Source organism: Limnohabitans sp. MMS-10A-192 (genome assembly GCF_003063335.1).
In the GTDB taxonomy this organism is placed as follows: Bacteria; Pseudomonadota; Gammaproteobacteria; order Burkholderiales; family Burkholderiaceae_C; genus Limnohabitans_A.
In genome coordinates, this window is sequence record NZ_NERX01000011.1 from 25,017 (window position 1) to 41,705 (window position 16,689).

The 16,689-nt window shown below is 60.0% G+C and carries 15 protein-coding genes and 1 pseudogene; 7 read left to right on the plus strand and 9 right to left on the minus strand.

The genetic code is table 11. The features are described 5' to 3' along the window. Positions 1 to 275: 275 nt before the first annotated feature. A complete protein-coding gene (gene priA, locus B9Z43_RS16170; protein ID WP_108326981.1) occupies positions 276 to 2,372 on the plus strand; it encodes a primosomal protein N' in 2,097 nt (698 codons plus the stop codon). A 9-nt stretch (positions 2,373 to 2,381) separates the two neighbouring features. Here priA and B9Z43_RS16175 read toward each other — a convergent pair whose 3' ends face one another. Then, on the minus strand, positions 2,382 to 3,350 hold the full coding sequence (locus B9Z43_RS16175) for an AEC family transporter (protein ID WP_108326969.1): 969 nt from the start codon (positions 3,348 to 3,350) through the stop codon (positions 2,382 to 2,384). 141 nt (positions 3,351 to 3,491) lie between these two features. Here B9Z43_RS16175 and B9Z43_RS16180 point away from each other — a divergent pair, with 141 nt between their 5' ends. The 6 genes from B9Z43_RS16180 (at position 3,492) to B9Z43_RS16205 (ending at position 8,486) form a co-directional block, all read left to right on the plus strand. Next, positions 3,492 to 5,579, plus strand: coding sequence for an ATP-dependent helicase (locus B9Z43_RS16180; protein ID WP_108326970.1), 2,088 nt, complete (start codon positions 3,492 to 3,494; stop codon positions 5,577 to 5,579). Continuing rightward, positions 5,576 to 6,010 carry a hypothetical protein gene (locus B9Z43_RS16185; RefSeq protein WP_199222329.1) on the plus strand — a complete coding sequence of 145 codons (435 nt, stop codon included), beginning with the start codon at positions 5,576 to 5,578 and terminating at the stop codon, positions 6,008 to 6,010. Before B9Z43_RS16180 ends, B9Z43_RS16185 begins: the two co-directional genes overlap by 4 nt. A 103-nt stretch (positions 6,011 to 6,113) precedes the next feature. Beyond that, positions 6,114 to 6,764: an energy transducer TonB gene (locus B9Z43_RS16190; RefSeq protein WP_108326971.1), complete on the plus strand. Its 651-nt coding sequence runs from the start codon at positions 6,114 to 6,116 to the stop codon at positions 6,762 to 6,764. A gap of 59 nt (positions 6,765 to 6,823) precedes the next feature. Beyond that, a complete protein-coding gene (locus tag B9Z43_RS16195; RefSeq protein WP_108326982.1) occupies positions 6,824 to 7,594 on the plus strand; it encodes a MotA/TolQ/ExbB proton channel family protein in 771 nt (256 codons plus the stop codon). 37 nt (positions 7,595 to 7,631) lie between these two features. Continuing rightward, complete coding sequence (locus tag B9Z43_RS16200; protein ID WP_108326972.1) at positions 7,632 to 8,048, plus strand: biopolymer transporter ExbD; 417 nt, start codon at positions 7,632 to 7,634, stop codon at positions 8,046 to 8,048. A 12-nt stretch (positions 8,049 to 8,060) separates the two neighbouring features. After that, positions 8,061 to 8,486, plus strand: coding sequence for a biopolymer transporter ExbD (locus tag B9Z43_RS16205; RefSeq protein ID WP_199222330.1), 426 nt, complete (start codon positions 8,061 to 8,063; stop codon positions 8,484 to 8,486). Positions 8,487 to 8,555: 69 nt separating this feature from the next. Here B9Z43_RS16205 and B9Z43_RS16210 read toward each other — a convergent pair whose 3' ends face one another. From B9Z43_RS16210 to B9Z43_RS16245, 8 genes and pseudogenes are all read right to left on the minus strand, one after another. Further along, positions 8,556 to 9,542: a tripartite tricarboxylate transporter substrate-binding protein gene (locus B9Z43_RS16210; RefSeq protein ID WP_108326974.1), complete on the minus strand. Its 987-nt coding sequence runs from the start codon at positions 9,540 to 9,542 to the stop codon at positions 8,556 to 8,558. Between the two features lie 120 nt (positions 9,543 to 9,662). Then, positions 9,663 to 10,919 (minus strand): phenylacetate--CoA ligase family protein, encoded by a 1,257-nt coding sequence (locus B9Z43_RS16215; RefSeq protein WP_108326975.1) that lies wholly within the window; start codon positions 10,917 to 10,919, stop codon positions 9,663 to 9,665. Positions 10,920 to 10,972: 53 nt separating this feature from the next. Beyond that, a complete protein-coding gene (locus B9Z43_RS16220) occupies positions 10,973 to 11,782 on the minus strand; it encodes an ABC transporter ATP-binding protein (RefSeq protein WP_108326976.1) in 810 nt (269 codons plus the stop codon). 130 nt (positions 11,783 to 11,912) lie between these two features. After that, entirely contained in the window at positions 11,913 to 13,250 is a 1,338-nt protein-coding gene (locus B9Z43_RS16225; RefSeq protein WP_108326977.1) for an ABC transporter substrate-binding protein, read from the minus strand. Between the two features lie 52 nt (positions 13,251 to 13,302). Further along, positions 13,303 to 14,379 (minus strand): branched-chain amino acid ABC transporter permease, encoded by a 1,077-nt coding sequence (locus tag B9Z43_RS16230; protein ID WP_108326978.1) that lies wholly within the window; start codon positions 14,377 to 14,379, stop codon positions 13,303 to 13,305. An 11-nt stretch (positions 14,380 to 14,390) separates the two neighbouring features. Next, positions 14,391 to 15,320 carry a branched-chain amino acid ABC transporter permease gene (locus tag B9Z43_RS16235; protein ID WP_108326979.1) on the minus strand — a complete coding sequence of 310 codons (930 nt, stop codon included), beginning with the start codon at positions 15,318 to 15,320 and terminating at the stop codon, positions 14,391 to 14,393. A gap of 12 nt (positions 15,321 to 15,332) precedes the next feature. Next, positions 15,333 to 16,115 carry an ABC transporter ATP-binding protein gene (locus B9Z43_RS16240; protein ID WP_108326980.1) on the minus strand — a complete coding sequence of 261 codons (783 nt, stop codon included), beginning with the start codon at positions 16,113 to 16,115 and terminating at the stop codon, positions 15,333 to 15,335. Continuing rightward, positions 16,112 to 16,558 (minus strand): annotated as a pseudogene (locus B9Z43_RS16245) (long-chain fatty acid--CoA ligase); the annotation flags it as partial. The gene B9Z43_RS16240 and the pseudogene B9Z43_RS16245, both read right to left, overlap by 4 nt. Positions 16,559 to 16,689 lie beyond the last annotated feature (131 nt).

Below are 16,689 nucleotides of genomic sequence, written 5' to 3' on the forward strand. Positions count from 1 at the left end.
GAGATCGTACATTTCGTAACGCCCAAGCCAAGCACCTGCCAACTTTGCAAGTTGTTGATTTCAAATAGATTTTTAAATTTGCACATTGCGTGGGCAATCTAGCGGAAGGCTTGATTTTCAAGGCTTCTCGGACATCCAGCCCCGGTTCTCCACAAAGTTATCCACAGTTTTTTGGGATGACTGCCAAAGCACTTCAAAATCAAGGACTTAGGTCTGATTTGAAGAATTTCCATAACCATCAAATCCATCAACACCACCAAGACACTGGAAAAAATGTGAGCACCCACCACTGGATCGATGTTGCCGTCCAGACCCCCGCCCACAGCCAGATCGGGGGGCTGCTGAGCTACCGCTGCCCGTTTGACGTGCAGCCCGGCCAGCTGGTGCGCGTGCCGCTGGGCAAGCGCGAGGTGTTGGGCGTGGTGTGGGCGGTTTCAGAGACGGCACCTGCCGACATGCCCGCCTCGGCGGTGCGTGATGCCACGGGCTTGCTGGAAGGTCTGCCGCCTTTGGACGAGCGTTGGCGGCAACTGGTGCAGTTTTCGGCGCAGTACTACCAGCGATCCTTGGGTGAAGTGGCCTTGTCGGCCCTGCCGCCCCAGTTGCGAGACCTGAGTTCAGAGCAATTGGCCAGGCGCCTGAAGAAGCAAGCCCAAGCTGCCGCAGTCCAAGTCCAGCCGGGCCATGCACTGTCGGATGAACAAATCGCCGTGTTGGCACAGATGCAAAGCCAGGCTGGCCCCTTTTTGCTGTTCGGCAGCACCGGCAGCGGCAAAACCGAGGTCTACCTGCAAGCGGTCGAGCGCATGCTGCTGGCCGACCCGCAGGCCCAGGCCCTCTTGATGGTGCCGGAGATCAACCTGACCCCACAACTGGAAGAGCGGGTGCAAGCGCGTTTTGGCGAACAAGCGGTCGTCTCCATGCACAGCGGCATGACGCCTGCACAGCGCCTGAAAGGCTGGCTGGCCGCGCACGCGGGCCATGCCCGCATCGTGCTGGGCACGCGCATGGCGATTTTTGCGTCCATGCCGCACCTGAAACTCATCGTGGTCGACGAAGAGCACGACCCCAGCTACAAGCAGCAAGAAGGCGCCCGCTACTCGGCCCGCGACTTGGGCGTCTACCGGGGTCGCCTGCACAACGCGCAAGTGCTGCTGGCCTCGGCCACGCCATCCCTGGAAAGCTGGCACCTGAGCCGCCCCGCCGAAGAAGGGGGCCGCTACCTGCGGCTGCACATGCCTTCGCGCATCGGGACCGCCTTGCTGCCCAAAGTGCGGCGGGTGGACATGAACCACCAGGCCAAAAAAGCCGTGCTGTCCGCGCCACTGCTGGCCGCGCTGCAAGAGCGGGTGGAGCGCGGCGAGCAATGCATGCTGCTGCTCAACCGGCGCGGCTATGCGCCGGTGCTGCATTGCGCCGACTGCGGCTGGAAAAGCGAGTGCAAACATTGCAGCGCTTTCCGCGTGTTCCACAAGATCGACCGCACGCTGCGCTGCCACCACTGCGGCCTGACCGAGCGGGTGCCACGCGCCTGCCCTGAATGCGGCAACGCCGACATCGCCCCCATTGGCCGCGGCACCGAGCAACTGGAAGAACACCTGGGCGAATTGCTGGCCCACGTCAAACGCCCCGATGGCTCACCGATCCGCATCGCCCGCATCGATGCCGACACCACGCGGCTCAAAGGCGCCCTGGAAAGCCAGCTGGCCTCGGTGCATTCGGGCGAGGTGGACATCCTGGTAGGCACCCAAATGATCGCCAAGGGGCATGATTTCCGGCGCATCACCCTGGTCGCGGCGGTCAACCCCGACACGGCGCTGTTTTCGAGCGACTTCCGGGCGCCCGAGAGGCTGTTTGCCTTGCTGATGCAGGCCGCAGGTCGTGCCGGGCGCGAAGCCAGCCAAAGCGCCACCAGTGAGATGTGGGTGCAAACCTTTCACCCCACGCACCCGCTGTTTGAGGCGCTGAAAAAACACGACTACCCTGCCTTTGCCGCCAGCGAGCTGGCCGAGCGCACCGCCGCCGACCTGCCCCCCATCAGCCACCAGGCCCTGCTGCGCGCCGATGCCCGCAGTCAGGACGTGGCCCAGGGTCTGCTGAACGCCGCACGCGAAACCCTGGAAGCCCAACTGAGCGCCGACCCGGCCACGGCCGACTTGGTGATGCAGGTGAGTCTCTATCCCGCCGTGCCCATGAGCATGCAACGCGTGGCCGATGTGGAACGCGCCCAAATGCTGCTAGAAAGCCCCTCGCGCATGGCCCTGCAAAAAATGCTGTGGCACCTGCACGGCGTGTTGCACCACTTGCGCAGCCAGCCCGAACACAAGGGTGTGATCCGCTGGCTGGTGGACGTGGATCCTCAGGCGATTTGAAGCTGAGCCTCAGGGCTTGATCAAAGCCACCGCGCCAGAGAAGGTCAAGAACGCCACCGCCGTGGTGACCAAAATGATGCGGGCGATGCGCCCGTTGTCAGCGCCCAGGCGCTCGGCCAAGAGCGAGACATTGCTGGCACTGGGCAAAGCGGCCACCAGCACCATCACGGTCGCGGCCAGAGGTTCGATCTTCACCCCCAGCTGCACTGCGGCCACCGTGGCCAACAACACCAACAAGGGGTGCACCAGCAACTTGATCACCGCCACCGGTAAATAGTCCCCTGCGCGCAAGGGTCCATGGGGGCGCTCATGTGCCAACATTTGCGAGCGGGCCAGCACGGCACCGATGGTAAACAAGGCCACTGGCGATGCCGCATCGGCCAGCAAACCCACCGTCTTGGCCACCGGACCGACCAGTTCAAAGCTCCAGAATGAAAAAGCGGCACCCAACAAAATCGACCAAGGCATGGGGTTGCGCACCACGCCGGCCAAGGCTTTTTTCGCAGCACCGGCCACCCCGTGCTCGCCTGCGGTGTCCATGCGCGACAAGGCCACACACAGCGAACTGGTGATCACCATGTCCACCACGATGGTCACGATGGTGGGGCCGGCTGCCTGCGCGCCGAGCAAAGCCACCAGCAAAGGCACGCCCATGAAGCCCGTGTTGGGAAAAGCGGCCACCAAAGCGCCCAAGGACGCGTCGTTCCAACGGATGCGGGCATTGAGACTGACCCCGATCGTGAAGGCGACCATGATCAAGGCACACGCCAAATACGTGAAGAAAACCCCCGCATCCAACAACTGCGCAATCGGTGTGCTGGCGCCAAACCGAAACAACATGCAGGGCAAGGCAAAAAACAGCACAAAGCCATTCAGACCCGGGATCGCCTCCAGTGGCAACAAGCCTTTGCGTGCGGCGGCATAGCCGCACAACACCAGGGCAAAAAACGGAAATGTGATGCGCAAAACTTCAAGCATGGCCTTATTGTCGCCGCCCCCACAGCGCCCCACCCGTCGCCAGACCGACACGCGCCCCACCGGACCACCCGCCAAGGGACCCCAACCTGGCAGCCGGGCCGCTATGATGATCGGCTTTGCCCTGATGATCCTGAGTGCCCCATGTCTGCCGGTCTGAATTTCGCCCAACTTGAAGCCGTGAACTATGTTCAGGGCCCCTGCCTCGTGCTGGCGGGCGCTGGCTCGGGCAAGACGCGCGTGATCACCCACAAGATCGGGCGCCTGATCGATGTGGGGCTGGAGCCCAAGCGCATTGCGGCGATCACCTTCACCAACAAAGCCGCCGCTGAAATGCGCGAGCGCGCCAAGCAGTTGATTGGCCGGGCCGCCAAAGACGTGCTGATCTGCACCTTCCACGCCTTGGGCGTGCGCATCATGCGCGAAGACGGGCATGTGCTGGGCCTCAAGCCGCAGTTCAGCATCATGGATGCGGACGATGTGACCAGCATCCTCAAAGATTGCGGCGGCACCACCGACGCGGCCACCGCCCGCCAGTGGCAGTGGACCATCAGCCTGTGGAAAAACATGGGCCTGAACGCCGAGCAGGCCGCAGCCCAAGCCCCCGACGACAACGCCCGCGTGATCGCCCGCATCATGGCGCTCTACGAAGAACGGCTGACCGCTTACCAGAGCGTGGACTTTGACGACCTGATCGGCATGCCGCTCAAGCTGCTGGCCGACTACCCCGAGGTGCGCGAACGCTGGCAGGCCAAGATGGGCCATGTGCTGGTGGACGAATACCAAGACACCAACGCCACCCAGTACGAAGTGCTCAAGCACCTGGTGGGCGAGCGGGGGCGCTTCACGGCGGTGGGTGACGATGACCAGTCGATCTATGGCTGGCGCGGCGCCACGCTGGACAACCTCAAGCGCCTGCCGCAAGACTTTCCGAATTTGAAAGTGATCAAGCTGGAGCAGAACTACCGCTCCACCAGCGCGATCTTGCGGGCCGCCAACAACGTGATCCAGCCCAACCCCAAGCTGTATCCCAAAACGCTGTTTTCGGAGCTGGGCGAAGGCGAACCCGTGCGCGTGGTCGACGCCGTGAACGAAGAACACGAGGCCGACCGGGCCATTGCCCGCATCCAGTCGATTCGTGGCGGCCAAATCAACCCGTCCAAACACCGCGAGTTCAAGGACTTTGCCATCCTCTACCGCGCCAACCACATGGCCCGGCCGTTTGAGCAAGCACTGCGCCGCGCCAACATCCCCTACAAGGTGTCGGGCGGGCAGAGCTTTTTTGACAAGGCCGAAATCAAGGACCTGTGCGCCTGGTTTCGCCTGTGGATCAACAACGACGACGACCCGGCGTTTTTGCGCGCCATCACCAGCCCCAAGCGCGGCATCGGCCACCAAACGCTGGGCCAGCTGGGCACATTCGCCACGCAATACAAACTGAGCCTGTTCGAGGCGCTGTTTGCGGGCAGCCTGCCCAGCGCGGTGAACACCCGCGCCGTGGACGGCCTGCACGAGTTTGGCCGCTACATCAACGACCTGGAGCACCGCGCCCGCCACACTCTGGGCAAGACGGATGCGCTGGCATTTTTGCTGGAGTGGCTCAAGGAAATCGGCTACGAGTCGCACCTGTACGACGGCGAAGAGAACGAAAAAGTGGCCAGTGCCCGCTGGACCAACGTGCTGGAGTTTTGCGACTGGATGGCCGGGCGCTGCGGCGGCGAAATCGAAGACGCCACCGGGGCCCAAGCCACCGAAACCAAAAACCTGCTGGATGTGGCGCAGACCATCTCGCTGATCTCCACATTGAACGAACGCGAGAAAGACCAAAACGTGGTCACGCTGTCGACCCTGCACGCGTCCAAGGGTCTGGAGTGGCCGCATGTGATGCTGGTGGGCGTGAACGAAGGGCTGCTGCCTTTCAAGCTGGGCGACGATGAACCCCATTCTGGCAAAAGCGATGGGCCGATGAGCGAGGGCATCTTGCAGCGCCTGCAGGAAGAGCGCCGCCTGATGTACGTGGGCATCACCCGTGCCCAGCGCAGCCTGGCCGTGAGCTGGACCAAGCGCCGCAAAAAAGGCCGCGAAATGGTGGCGGCTTTGCCCAGCCGCTTCATCGCCGAAATGCGCCTGGACGAAAACACCACCAAGGAAGACCCGCGCGAAAAACTCCGTGCCCTGCGCGCCGAGTTTGCCAAGCGGGCTGCCGACTCTGCCGCAGAGGCCAAACCATGAAACCCTCTCGCAAGCTGTCTGGCTTGATCACCAGCGCCTGCATCGCGGGCCTGTCGGCATGCGCCACCGTGCCATCGTCCCCCGGCTGTGCCAACGAAGACATCACAGCCGAACAGCTCGTGGGTTCATGGCGCGTGGAATGGGCGGGTCAAGCTGCTGCATGGACTTTGTTGCTGCGCCCGCACCCCGAGCACGAGGGCAGCCTGCGCGGTGCGCTGATGCAAAACCCCCAGCACTACGCAGTGGCCGCCGACATCGAAGAGGGTGAGTTCACCATGGAAGAGTCGCACGACGGTCAACGCATCGCCGCCACCTGGCTGGGCAAGGTGCAAGCGGGCAGCTGCGGTCAGATCATCACCGGTGAACGGCAAGAGGGCTCGGCAGGCCAAGCGCCGCAGCGCTTTGAGATGCGCTCACATCGCGTGCGTTGATTTGCGCACGCGCAGCTTCACACAGGCCACCTACAATCCAAGCTCAACAAAACCAGCACGCGCACAGGACCACTGCACCGCCTGATCTCGGAGGACACCCCACATGAACGATTACGCCAGCCGGCAAAGAAAGCCGACCAAGCACCTGTTCGGGCTGGGGCTGGTGATCGTCTTGCACCTCTTGCTGTTTTGGGCCATCAACTCCGGACTGGCCCAGTCATTTGTCAAAAAGATCAGCCGCCCTGTCGAAGCGATTTTGCTGGCCGATGCGCCACCGGATCTGGTGCCCCCCCAGCCTGCCCCCAAACTGCCCCCACCGCCCAAAAGCCTGCCACCCCCTACAGCTTCAGTGCCTGTGCCCGATGTGCCCGCGCCCCTGGCTGCACCCGCTGCCCATGCGATCGCAGCCGTCTCGGCTGCGCCACAAGCCGCAGCCACACCCGCTCCATCGGCGCCGGCAGGCAAGGCCGATGCGGTTCGCACCTCGGCGGTGGTGAACTCGGCCAATTGTGAAAAGCCCGAATACCCCAGCGCATCACGCCGCATGGAGGAAGAAGGCACAGTGAGCCTGCGCTTTCTGATCGGGGTCGATGGCAAAGTGATCCAATCTGAAATCGAAAAATCTTCCGGCTACAAACGCCTGGATGAAGCGGCCCGCGCGGGTTTGTCGCGTTGCCAGTTCCGCCCGGCCACGGTGGATGGCAAACCCGAGCAAGCTTGGGCCAGCATGCGATACACCTGGCGTCTGGAATGATCCATTCAAGCCCTTCACCCTTCAACCATTTCCCCAAGCATCTCGAGGAGCGCCTCATCATGAACAACATCACACCCCAACTGATCCTTCGCACAAGTTTGTTGCTCACTCTTTTCGTGGCGAGTTCGGTCATGGCGCAAGCGGTGGAGCCTGCGGCCGCAGCGGCTGTGGTTGAAGAAAATCCTTACGGCTTGGCCGCTTTGTGGAGCCAGGGCGACTTGGTCGCCAAAGGCACACTGCTGATCCTGGTGCTCATGAGCATGGGCTCTTGGTATGTGATCTTCACCAAGTTCGCTGAGCAGGCCAAGCTGAACAAGCAAGCCAAGGCTGCGCAAGCATCCTTCTGGTCCGCCAACACCGTGGCCCAGGGCAAAGACACTCTGGAAGAGGGCTCGGCCTTCCGCTTCATCGCAGAAAAGGGGCTGGAAGGCGCTTCCAAACACACCGGCTTGCTGGGCGCTGTGGACTTCAACGAATGGGTCACCATGAGCATCCAGCGTGCCATTGGCAATGTGCAAAGCCGCATGCAAGACGGCCTGGCTGTCTTGGCCACGGTGGGCTCGACCGCACCTTTCGTGGGTCTGTTCGGTACCGTGTGGGGCATCTACCACGCGCTGGTCAAGATCGGCATGTCCGGCCAAGCCTCGATCGACAAGGTCGCAGGCCCCGTGGGTGAAGCCCTGATCATGACCGCCATCGGCTTGGCTGTGGCGGTGCCTGCGGTGCTGGGCTACAACTTCCTGGTGCGCCGCAACAAGGCGGTGATGGAACAAGTCAACGCCTTTGGCTCTGACCTGCACGCCGTGCTGCTGGGCTCGGCCAAGAAGTAAATCCTGTTCGCTCAAGTTTCGAACAAGAGGAGCCCACATGGCCATGAACGTAGGCGAAGCCGATGACGAGATCATCGGCACCATCAACACCACGCCCCTGGTGGACGTGATGTTGGTGCTCTTGATCATCTTTTTGATCACGATCCCCGTGGTGACCACCTCCATCAAGGTGGACTTGCCCAAAGAAAAGAACGTGGTGCGCGAGACCAAGCCCGAAAACGTGATCATCTCGGTAGACAAAGCAGGCGCTATCTATCTGTACGACACCAAGGTCAAAAACAGCACGGACTTGCTCGAGCGCATGAAGAAATTCTCGGCCATGAAACCTCAGCCCGAGGTGCAAATTCGGGGTGACGGCCAAAGTGATTTCGAGTCGGTGGGCCGCGTGATGTACGCGGTGCAACGCGCAGGCATCACCAAAGTCGGCTTCATCACCGAGCCATCTGGCCACTGACAGGAGAACCATGTGGGAATGAACCCAATCAGCAGCGCCAGCGACGAACCTGAAGTGATGCTGGAGATGAACACCACGCCATTGATTGACGTGATGCTGGTGCTCATCATCATGTTGATCATCACGATCCCGCCACAGCTGCATGCGGTGAACATGGACATGCCAGCGCCCACGAATGCAGCCAAGAAAGCCGATCCGGTGGTGATCAAGATCGATGTGGATGCCAACAGTGTGATCCACTGGAACGGCAAGGCGGTCAGCCGCGCGGAGCTGGAGGCCAAGCTGACAGAGGCGTCTGCCCTGCAGACCCAGCCGGAGCTGCACATCCGCTCACACGCAAAGGCGAAATACGAAGCGGCTGCGGCCGTGATGGCCAGTGCGCAGCGCATGGGGCTGACCAAACTGGGGATCGTGGGCTCTGAGCAGTTTGTGAACTGAGTGCGCAACCCCACCCAAAGAAAAAGCCGCTCAAAAGAGCGGCTTTTTTTCGTAGAAAGATCCGAAGGATCAGTCTGCGTATTTGCCAGCGGCGTCCACAGCGGCTTTGATCTTGACCATTTCGGCGGCCACGAACTTCTTGTGCTCTTCTGGCTCGACTCGCTTGTCATTCACCACCAAAGCGCCCAGGCCTTCATTCTTCTTGATGAACTCAGGGTCTTTGAGTGCTTTCTTCAGTGCGTCGTTGAGGGTTTTGGTCACAGCTGCCGGTGTACCTTTTGGCGCATACAGTCCGTGCCAGATGGTCAGGTTAAAGCCTTTGAGGCCCATTTCCTGCAGGCTCGGGTAGTGCTTGAGCACGGGGTGGTTGCTCAGTGGCTTGGCGGTGGTCACAGCGAATGCCTTGACGCGGCCCGACTCGATCTGTTGTGTGGTGTTGGTGGTCTGGTCACACATCACATCCACCTGCCCGCCAATCAAGGCGGTCATGGCTGGCGCTGTGCCACCAAACGGAATCGTAGTCATGGCGTCTTTGGACTGCAAAGACGACTGCCACAGCAAACCGCAGATGTGCGATGCCGAACCCAAGCCGGCGTGCGCGATATTCAACTTACCGGCGTTGGCACGGATGTAGTTTTCGAAATCGCGGTACGTGTTGGCGGGCAACTGAGGCTTACCGATCAGGGTCATCGGCACATCGTTGACCATGCCCAAGAACTCGAAGTCTTCCAAAGGCTTGTAGGAAATCTTGCGGTACAGGGCTGGCGTCGCAGCCATACCGATATGGAACAACAGCAGTGTGTGACCATCGGGTGCCGCCTTGGCCACCTTGCTCGCACCGATGGTGCCGCCTGCGCCTGCAGCGTTTTCAACCACAAAGTTGCTGCCGGGCACGTATTTGCGCATGGCTTCTGCCAAGTCACGGGCCACACGGTCTGTAGGACCGCCTGCAGCAAATGGCACCACGATGTTGATCGGCTTGGCGCCGGGGAAAGACTGGGCGTGAGCACCCACTGCAGCAGCTGCCAATGCAGCCAGAGCAAACCATTTCTTCATGTCGACACTCCTAAAAAGTGTCTCAAGTTTAAGCGCCCGAACAAGTGCTTGCATCGCGGGAATTACTTAGCGGTTTGCCCTAGTGATTCCCTGCAAAAGACAAGGCCATTGAGGCCTTCTTCACTGGTAACTGCGGGCGTCCTCGATGACCTTGCCATCGTTGGGCAGGCTGCCCACGGCCACGAGCTGCACATCGCTGCGCAGTTTGGTCACGTCACGTACGGCATCGGCCATGCGGGCCTTCAGGCCTTCGTCAGCCGTGTGGGCAGTTTCCACACGCAGGGCCATCTGGTCATTGGCCATTTCGCCCGTCACCACCAAACGGGCTTTGCTGACCTCGGGGAAACGTTTCACGATCTCCGCCACCTGACCGGGGTGCACGAACATGCCACGCACCTTGGTGGTCTGGTCGGCACGGCCCATCCAGCCCTTGATGCGTTGGCTTGTGCGACCCGTGGGGCACTGGCCCGGCAAGATGGCCGACAGGTCACCCGTGCCGAAACGGATCAGCGGGTAGTCGGGGTTGAGGCTGGTCACGACCAGCTCGCCCACTTCGCCTTCGGGCACAGGGTCGCCGGTGCCAGGGCGCACGATCTCGACGATCACGCCTTCGTCCAGCACCAGGCCTTCGCGGGCCGCGGTTTCATAAGCGATGAGGCCCAGATCGGCGGTGGCGTAGCACTGGTAACCGGCCACGCCGCGCTCGGCCATCCAGTCGCGCAGGCTGGGCGGGAACGCCTCGCCGGACACCAGGGCCTTGGTCACGCTGGGCAAAGCGACGCCTTGCTCGGCGGCTTTCTCGATGATGATTTTCAAAAAGCTGGGGGTACCGATGTAGCCTGCAGGCTGCAATTCGGCCATGGCGCCCACTTGCTGCTCGGTCTGACCGGTGCCGCCGGGGAACACGGTGCAGCCCAGCGCGTGCGCGCCGGTTTCCATCATCGAGCCCGCAGGCGTGAAGTGGTAGCTGAAGCTGTTGTGGATCAATTCGCCGGGACGAAAGCCCGCCGCAAACATGGCCCGCGCCATGCGCCAGTAGTCACTGCGCGTGCCTTCGGGTTCGTAGATCGTGCCGGGGCTGGCGAACACGCGGGTCATGCCTTTGCCAAAACCCAAGGCGCTGAAACCACCGAACACATTGCCGCCTGCGGCACGGGCGGCTTTTTGACGCTCCAGCAATTCGTATTTGCGAATCACAGGCAACTTCGCCAGCGCCGCACGGCTGTTGACACTGACCGCATCCACGTCCTTGAGCAAATCGGCAAAGGCCGGTGCGTGTGCTTTGGCGTGGGCGACCTGCGCGGGCAAAGCGGCCATCAACGCGGCTTCACGGACTTGCGGGTCGCGCGTTTCCAAGGCATCAAAGTGCTGGGACATGGGTTTCTTTCTGGGGTACTGCGGTGCGAAAGGAAAAAGGGGGAATCAATGCATCAAGCCAACCAGCGCTTGCGGCGCTTGTAGCTCTTGACGTCTTTGAAGCTCTTGCGCTCGCCGCCGCCCACGCCCAGGTAGAACTCTTTCACGTCTTCGTTGGTGCGCAGGTATTCGGCCGCGCCGTCCATCACCACGCGACCGGACTCCATGATGTAGCCATAGTCGGCGTACTTCAGGGCCATATTGGTGTTCTGCTCGGCGATCAAGAAGGTGACTTTTTCCTTCTCGTTCAAATCTTTGACGATGTTGAACACTTCTTCGACGATCTGTGGGGCCAGGCCCATCGAGGGTTCGTCCAGCAAGACCATGTTAGGGTTGGACATCAGGGCGCGGCCAATGGCGCACATCTGCTGCTCACCGCCCGAGGTGTAGGCGGCCTGCGAGGTGCGGCGCGTTTTGAGGCGGGGGAAGTAGTTGTAGACCTTTTCGAGGTTGGCCGCGATCTCGCCCTTGTCGGTGCGGGTGTAGCTGCCGGTCATCAGGTTTTCTTCGATGCTCAAGTGGGCAAAGCAGTGACGGCCCTCCATGACCTGCACCACACCGCGGTTGACCAAATCGGCCGGCGACAGGTTCTCGATGCGCTCACCGCGCAACTCGATGGAGCCCTTGGTCACTTCGCCGCGTTCGCCTTTGAGCAAGTTGGAGATGGCGCGCAAAGTGGTGGTCTTGCCCGCGCCGTTTCCGCCCAACAGGGCCACGATGCCCTGCTCGGGCACTTGCAAGGACACGCCCTTGAGCACCAGGATGACGTGGTTGTAAATGACTTCAATGCCGTTGACGTTCAGAACAATGTTTTTTTCGCTCATGGTCTTTGCCTATTCAACTTTCCAGGGGTTGCCCAAATGAAAGCGCCGATCGAATTTCTTTCGAGGCTTTCATTTGGTGGCTGCAAGCTGCAGCCACCGCCCCACTGCTTGCGCAGTGGGGTTTGTGCCATCAAGACTGGCAGTCAGCAGGTGTGCGACGTGTGATTTTCTTTTCAGCAGCGTATTTGTCTGCAGCAGCCTTGACCATCGGCTTGATGATCTGCTCATCGGCCTGGTACCAGTCGCTGGAGAACTCCCACTTGCTGCCGTTCCATGTGTGGATACGGGCCCAGTTGGCGCCCATGTGATCAGCGCACGATGTCGAGACAGGACGCAGCACGCCCTTAAAGCCCAAGGCATCCAGCTTGGACTGGGTCAGGTTCAGGTTTTCATAGCCCCAGCGAGCCTGCTCGCCTGTGACCACTTTGCCTTTGCCATATTTTTCTTGGGCTTGGCGAACACCTTCGACAGCGAACATGGCGCTGAACAAACCGCGCATGTAGAGCACTTCGCCCACTTCATCCTTGGGGCCTGTGCCCTGGCCTTTGGCGTGCAACTTCTCCAGCACTTCCTTGACCACAGCAGAGCCTTTTTCCACGCCGTGCTGCATGGTGATGGCGTTGTAGCCTTTGGCACCCATGCCCACGTCTTTGACATCAGGCTCGGCACCAGCCCACCAGACGCCATAGATTTTCTCGCGGGGGTAACCGGTGGCTTGTGCTTCTTTGAGCAAGGTGGAGTTCATCACACCCCAGCCCCAGTTGACCACGTAGTCAGGACGGCTTTGGCGGATTTGCAGCCAGGTGGATTTTTGCTCCACGCCTGGGTGTGTCACCGGCAGCAAGCTCAGCTTGAAGCCGCTCATGGCTGCATGCTCTTGCAAGATTGGGATGGCTTCCTTGCCAAATGGGCTGTCGTGGTAGACCAAAGCGATGTGCTTGCCCTTGAGCTTGTCTGCGCCGCCGAGTTTCTTGGCGATGTCTTGCATGATCACGTCACCAGCCACCCAGTAGGTACCGGCCAAGGGGAAGTTCCACTTGAACACGCCACCGTCAGCCGATTCGCTGCGGCCGTAGCCTGCAGTGATCAAAGGGATTTTGTCGTTGGGTGCTTTTTCGGTCAGCGCGAAAGTGATGCCGGTCGACAAAGGCTGGAACACGGTTGCTCCGCCGTTCTTGCCCTTCAGGCGCTCGTAGCACTCCACACCGCGGTCGGTGGCGTAGCCGGTCTCGCACTCTTCGAAACTGGCCTTCACGCCGTTGATGCCACCACGGGCATTGACAAGCTTGAGGTAATCAACGTAGCCGTTGGCAAACGGCACGCCGTTGGGAGCGTAAGCGCCAGTGCGGTACACCAGCACGGGGAAGAACTGCTCTTTGGTTTGAGCAGTGGCCACAGTGCTGACCAGCGCACTGGCAAGGCCTGCAGCAGCCACCGTGGTGGCGAGGGCGAGTTGACGAAGCTTCATGGTTTGTCTCCTGTTAAAAATAGGTGGAAGCACTTGGGAAAAACACTTGGAATCAATGAGGGAAGGGCCACAGGCGCAATTTTTGTTTGGCCACAGACCACAGCTTGGCCAAGCCGTGCGGCTCGACGATCAGGAACCAGACAATCAAGGCGCCAAAAATCATGTACTCGGTGTGGGACACCGTGGCAGTCGAAATTTCGACACCGAAAACAGCCCCCAATGCAGGCAGGAACTGGTTCAAGAAGATGGGCAGAATCACGATGAACGCAGCACCGAAGAAGCTGCCCATGATGGAGCCCATGCCACCGATGATGACCATGAACAGCAACTGGAAGGAGCGATCAATCGAGAACGCAGCTGGTTCCCACGAACCCAGGTGCACAAAGCCCCACAAGCCACCTGCCACGCCCACGATGAACGAGCTGACTGCAAAGGCGCTGAGCTTGGCGTAGACCGGACGGATACCGATCACGGCTGCGGCCACGTCCATATCGCGGATGGCCATCCACTCACGACCGATCGCCGAACGCACCAGGTTCTTGGCCAGCAAGCCAAAGACCACCAGGAACCCCAGGCAAAACAGGTATTTTTCGAGCGGCGTATTGATGCCAATGCCCATCACGTTCAAATTGGAGACGGACACCGAACCCGATGCGTTGTTGTTGGTGAACCAGCCCACGCGCAGGAAGGCCCAGTCACAAAAGAATTGGGCAGCCAAAGTCGCCACCGCCAGATAAAGGCCCTTGACGCGCAAACTGGGCACACCAAAGAAGATCCCCACCAAGGTTGCAAAAAAGCCGCCAGACAACAAGGCCAAGATCAAAGGCATGCCCTCAATACGGATGTACGTGTTGTAGGCCATATAGGCCCCCACCGCCATGAAGGCCCCCGAACCCAGGGAAATCTGACCGCAATAACCGACCAGGATGTTCACACCCAAAGCGGCCAGCGAGAGGATCAGGAATGGGATCAAGATGGCGCGGTACATGTACTCGTCGACCAGGAAAGGCACGCCAACGAAGGCAAAGGCGATCAGCGCCAGAATCACCCAGCGGTCTTGTGCAATCGCAAAGATTTGCTGGTCTTTGCGGTACGTGGTTTTGAATTGACCGTTCTCTCTGTAAAACATGTTTTTTCTCCTTACACGCGGTCAATGATTTTTTCGCCGAACAGACCTTGCGGACGGAACAACAAGAACACGAGGGCCAACACGTAGGCGAACCAGATCTCGATGCCACCACCGACCATGGGGCCGATGTAAACCTCGGAGAGCTTCTCGCCCACACCGATGATCAGGCCACCGATGATGGCGCCAGGCACCGAAGTCAGACCACCCAAAATGATCACAGGCAAAGCACGCAAGGCCACGGTGGTCAGCGAGAACTGCACACCCATCTTGGAGCCCCAGATGATGCCGGCGACCAAAGCGGTGATACCGGCCACAAACCAGACGATGACCCAGATGCGGTTGAGCGGAATACCGATCGACTGCGCTGCTTGGTGGTCATCGGCCACCGCACGCAGGGCGCGGCCGGTGCTGGTCTTTTGGAAGAACAGCGACAGGACCACCACCAGCAAGGCAGCGATGCAAGCGGCATACACGTCTTCCAGGTTGATCATCACGCCGCCCTGGAAGATCGACTCGAACAGGAACACCGGATCTTTGGGCATGCCCACGTCGATCTTGTAAATGTCGCTGCCGAAAATCGTTTGACCCAGACCGTCGAGGAAGTAGGTGATGCCCAAGGTGGCCATCAACAACGTCACGCCTTCCTGGTTGACCAGGTGACGCAAGACCAAGCGCTCGATGACCCAGGCCAGCACGAACATGATGCCCGCTGCCAGAACAAAGGCCACCAAGTTGCCCAGGAACTTGTCTTCAATACCCAGCCAGCCAGGCGCCCATTCTGAAAAACGGGCCATGGCCAAAGCGGCAAACAGCACCATCGCGCCTTGCGCGAAGTTGAAGACACCGGAGGCCTTGAAAATCAACACAAAGCCGAGCGCCACCAGCGCATACAGCATGCCTGCCATCAGGCCGCCAAAAAGAGCTTCCAGAAAAAATGCCATGTTCTTGTCTCCTCAGTGGCCAGTGCCAAGATAGGCACGGATCACGTCTTCGTTGTTGCGCACTTCTTCGGGTTCGCCGTCCCCGATCTTCTTGCCGTAGTCGAGCACGACCACGCGGTCAGAAATGTCCATCACCACACCCATGTCGTGCTCGATCAACACGATGGTCGTGCCAAACTCGTCGTTGACATCCAGAATGAAACGGCACATGTCCTGTTTTTCTTCCAGGTTCATACCGGCCATGGGCTCGTCGAGCAGCAAGACTTGCGGCTCCATCGCCAGCGCACGGCCCAAGTCCACGCGCTTTTGCAAACCGTAGGGCAGCTGGCCCACAGGGGTTTTGCGGAAGGCCTGAATTTCCAGGAAGTCGATGATGTGCTCGACTTTTTCGCGGTGCGCTTCTTCTTCGCGCTGGGCTGGGCCCACGCGCAAGGCTTGCATCAAAAGATTGCTTTTGATCTGCAGATTGCGGCCGGTCATGATGTTGTCGATCACGCTCATGCCCTTGAACAAAGCCAAGTTCTGGAAGGTACGGGCAATGCCCATCTCGGCCACCTGGCGGCTGCTCATGTGGTCAAACTTCTGCCCACGGAAAGTGATCGAGCCTTCTTGCGGCGTGTACACACCGTTGATGCAGTTGAGCATCGAGCTCTTGCCCGCACCGTTGGGGCCAATGATCGAGCGGATCTCGTGCTCTTTGACGTTGAAAGAAATGTCGGTCAGCGCCTTGACGCCACCAAATCTCAGGCTGATGTTCTGGACGTCGAGGATGACGTCACCAATGACCTTGCTCATGCTGCTGCCTTCACAGGGGTGAATGTCTTCGCATCGGAAATCTTGAGCGTGGCGCTCACGCTGCCGCTGCGACCGTCTTCAAACTTGACGACGGTTTCAATGAACTGCTCGGTCTTGCCTTCGTACAGGCCATCGACCAGCGGTTTGTATTTGTCGGCAATGAAGCCGCGGCGAACCTTATTGGTGCGTGTCAATTCGCCGTCATCCGCATCCAGCTCCTTGTGCAAGACCAGGAAGCGGCTGACCTGACTGCCCGCGAGCAAGGCGTCTTCGGCCAAATCGGCGTTGACTTTCTCGACGCAATCCTTGATCAGCTCGTACACCTCGGGCTTTTGGGCCAGATCGGTGTAACCGGCATAAGGCAAGTTGCGGCGCTCGGCCCAGTTGCCCACAGCATCGAAATCGATGTTGACCATGACGCACGCTTTTTCACGCTGATCACCGTAATGAATCGCCCCGGATTTTGAGGAGGCTCCACACTTTGAGAAGATGGAGCCATGAGCAAGAAATCAAACCGTTTTTCACCCGAGGTGCGCGAACGCGCTGTTCGTATGGTGCTCGAACACCGAGGCGA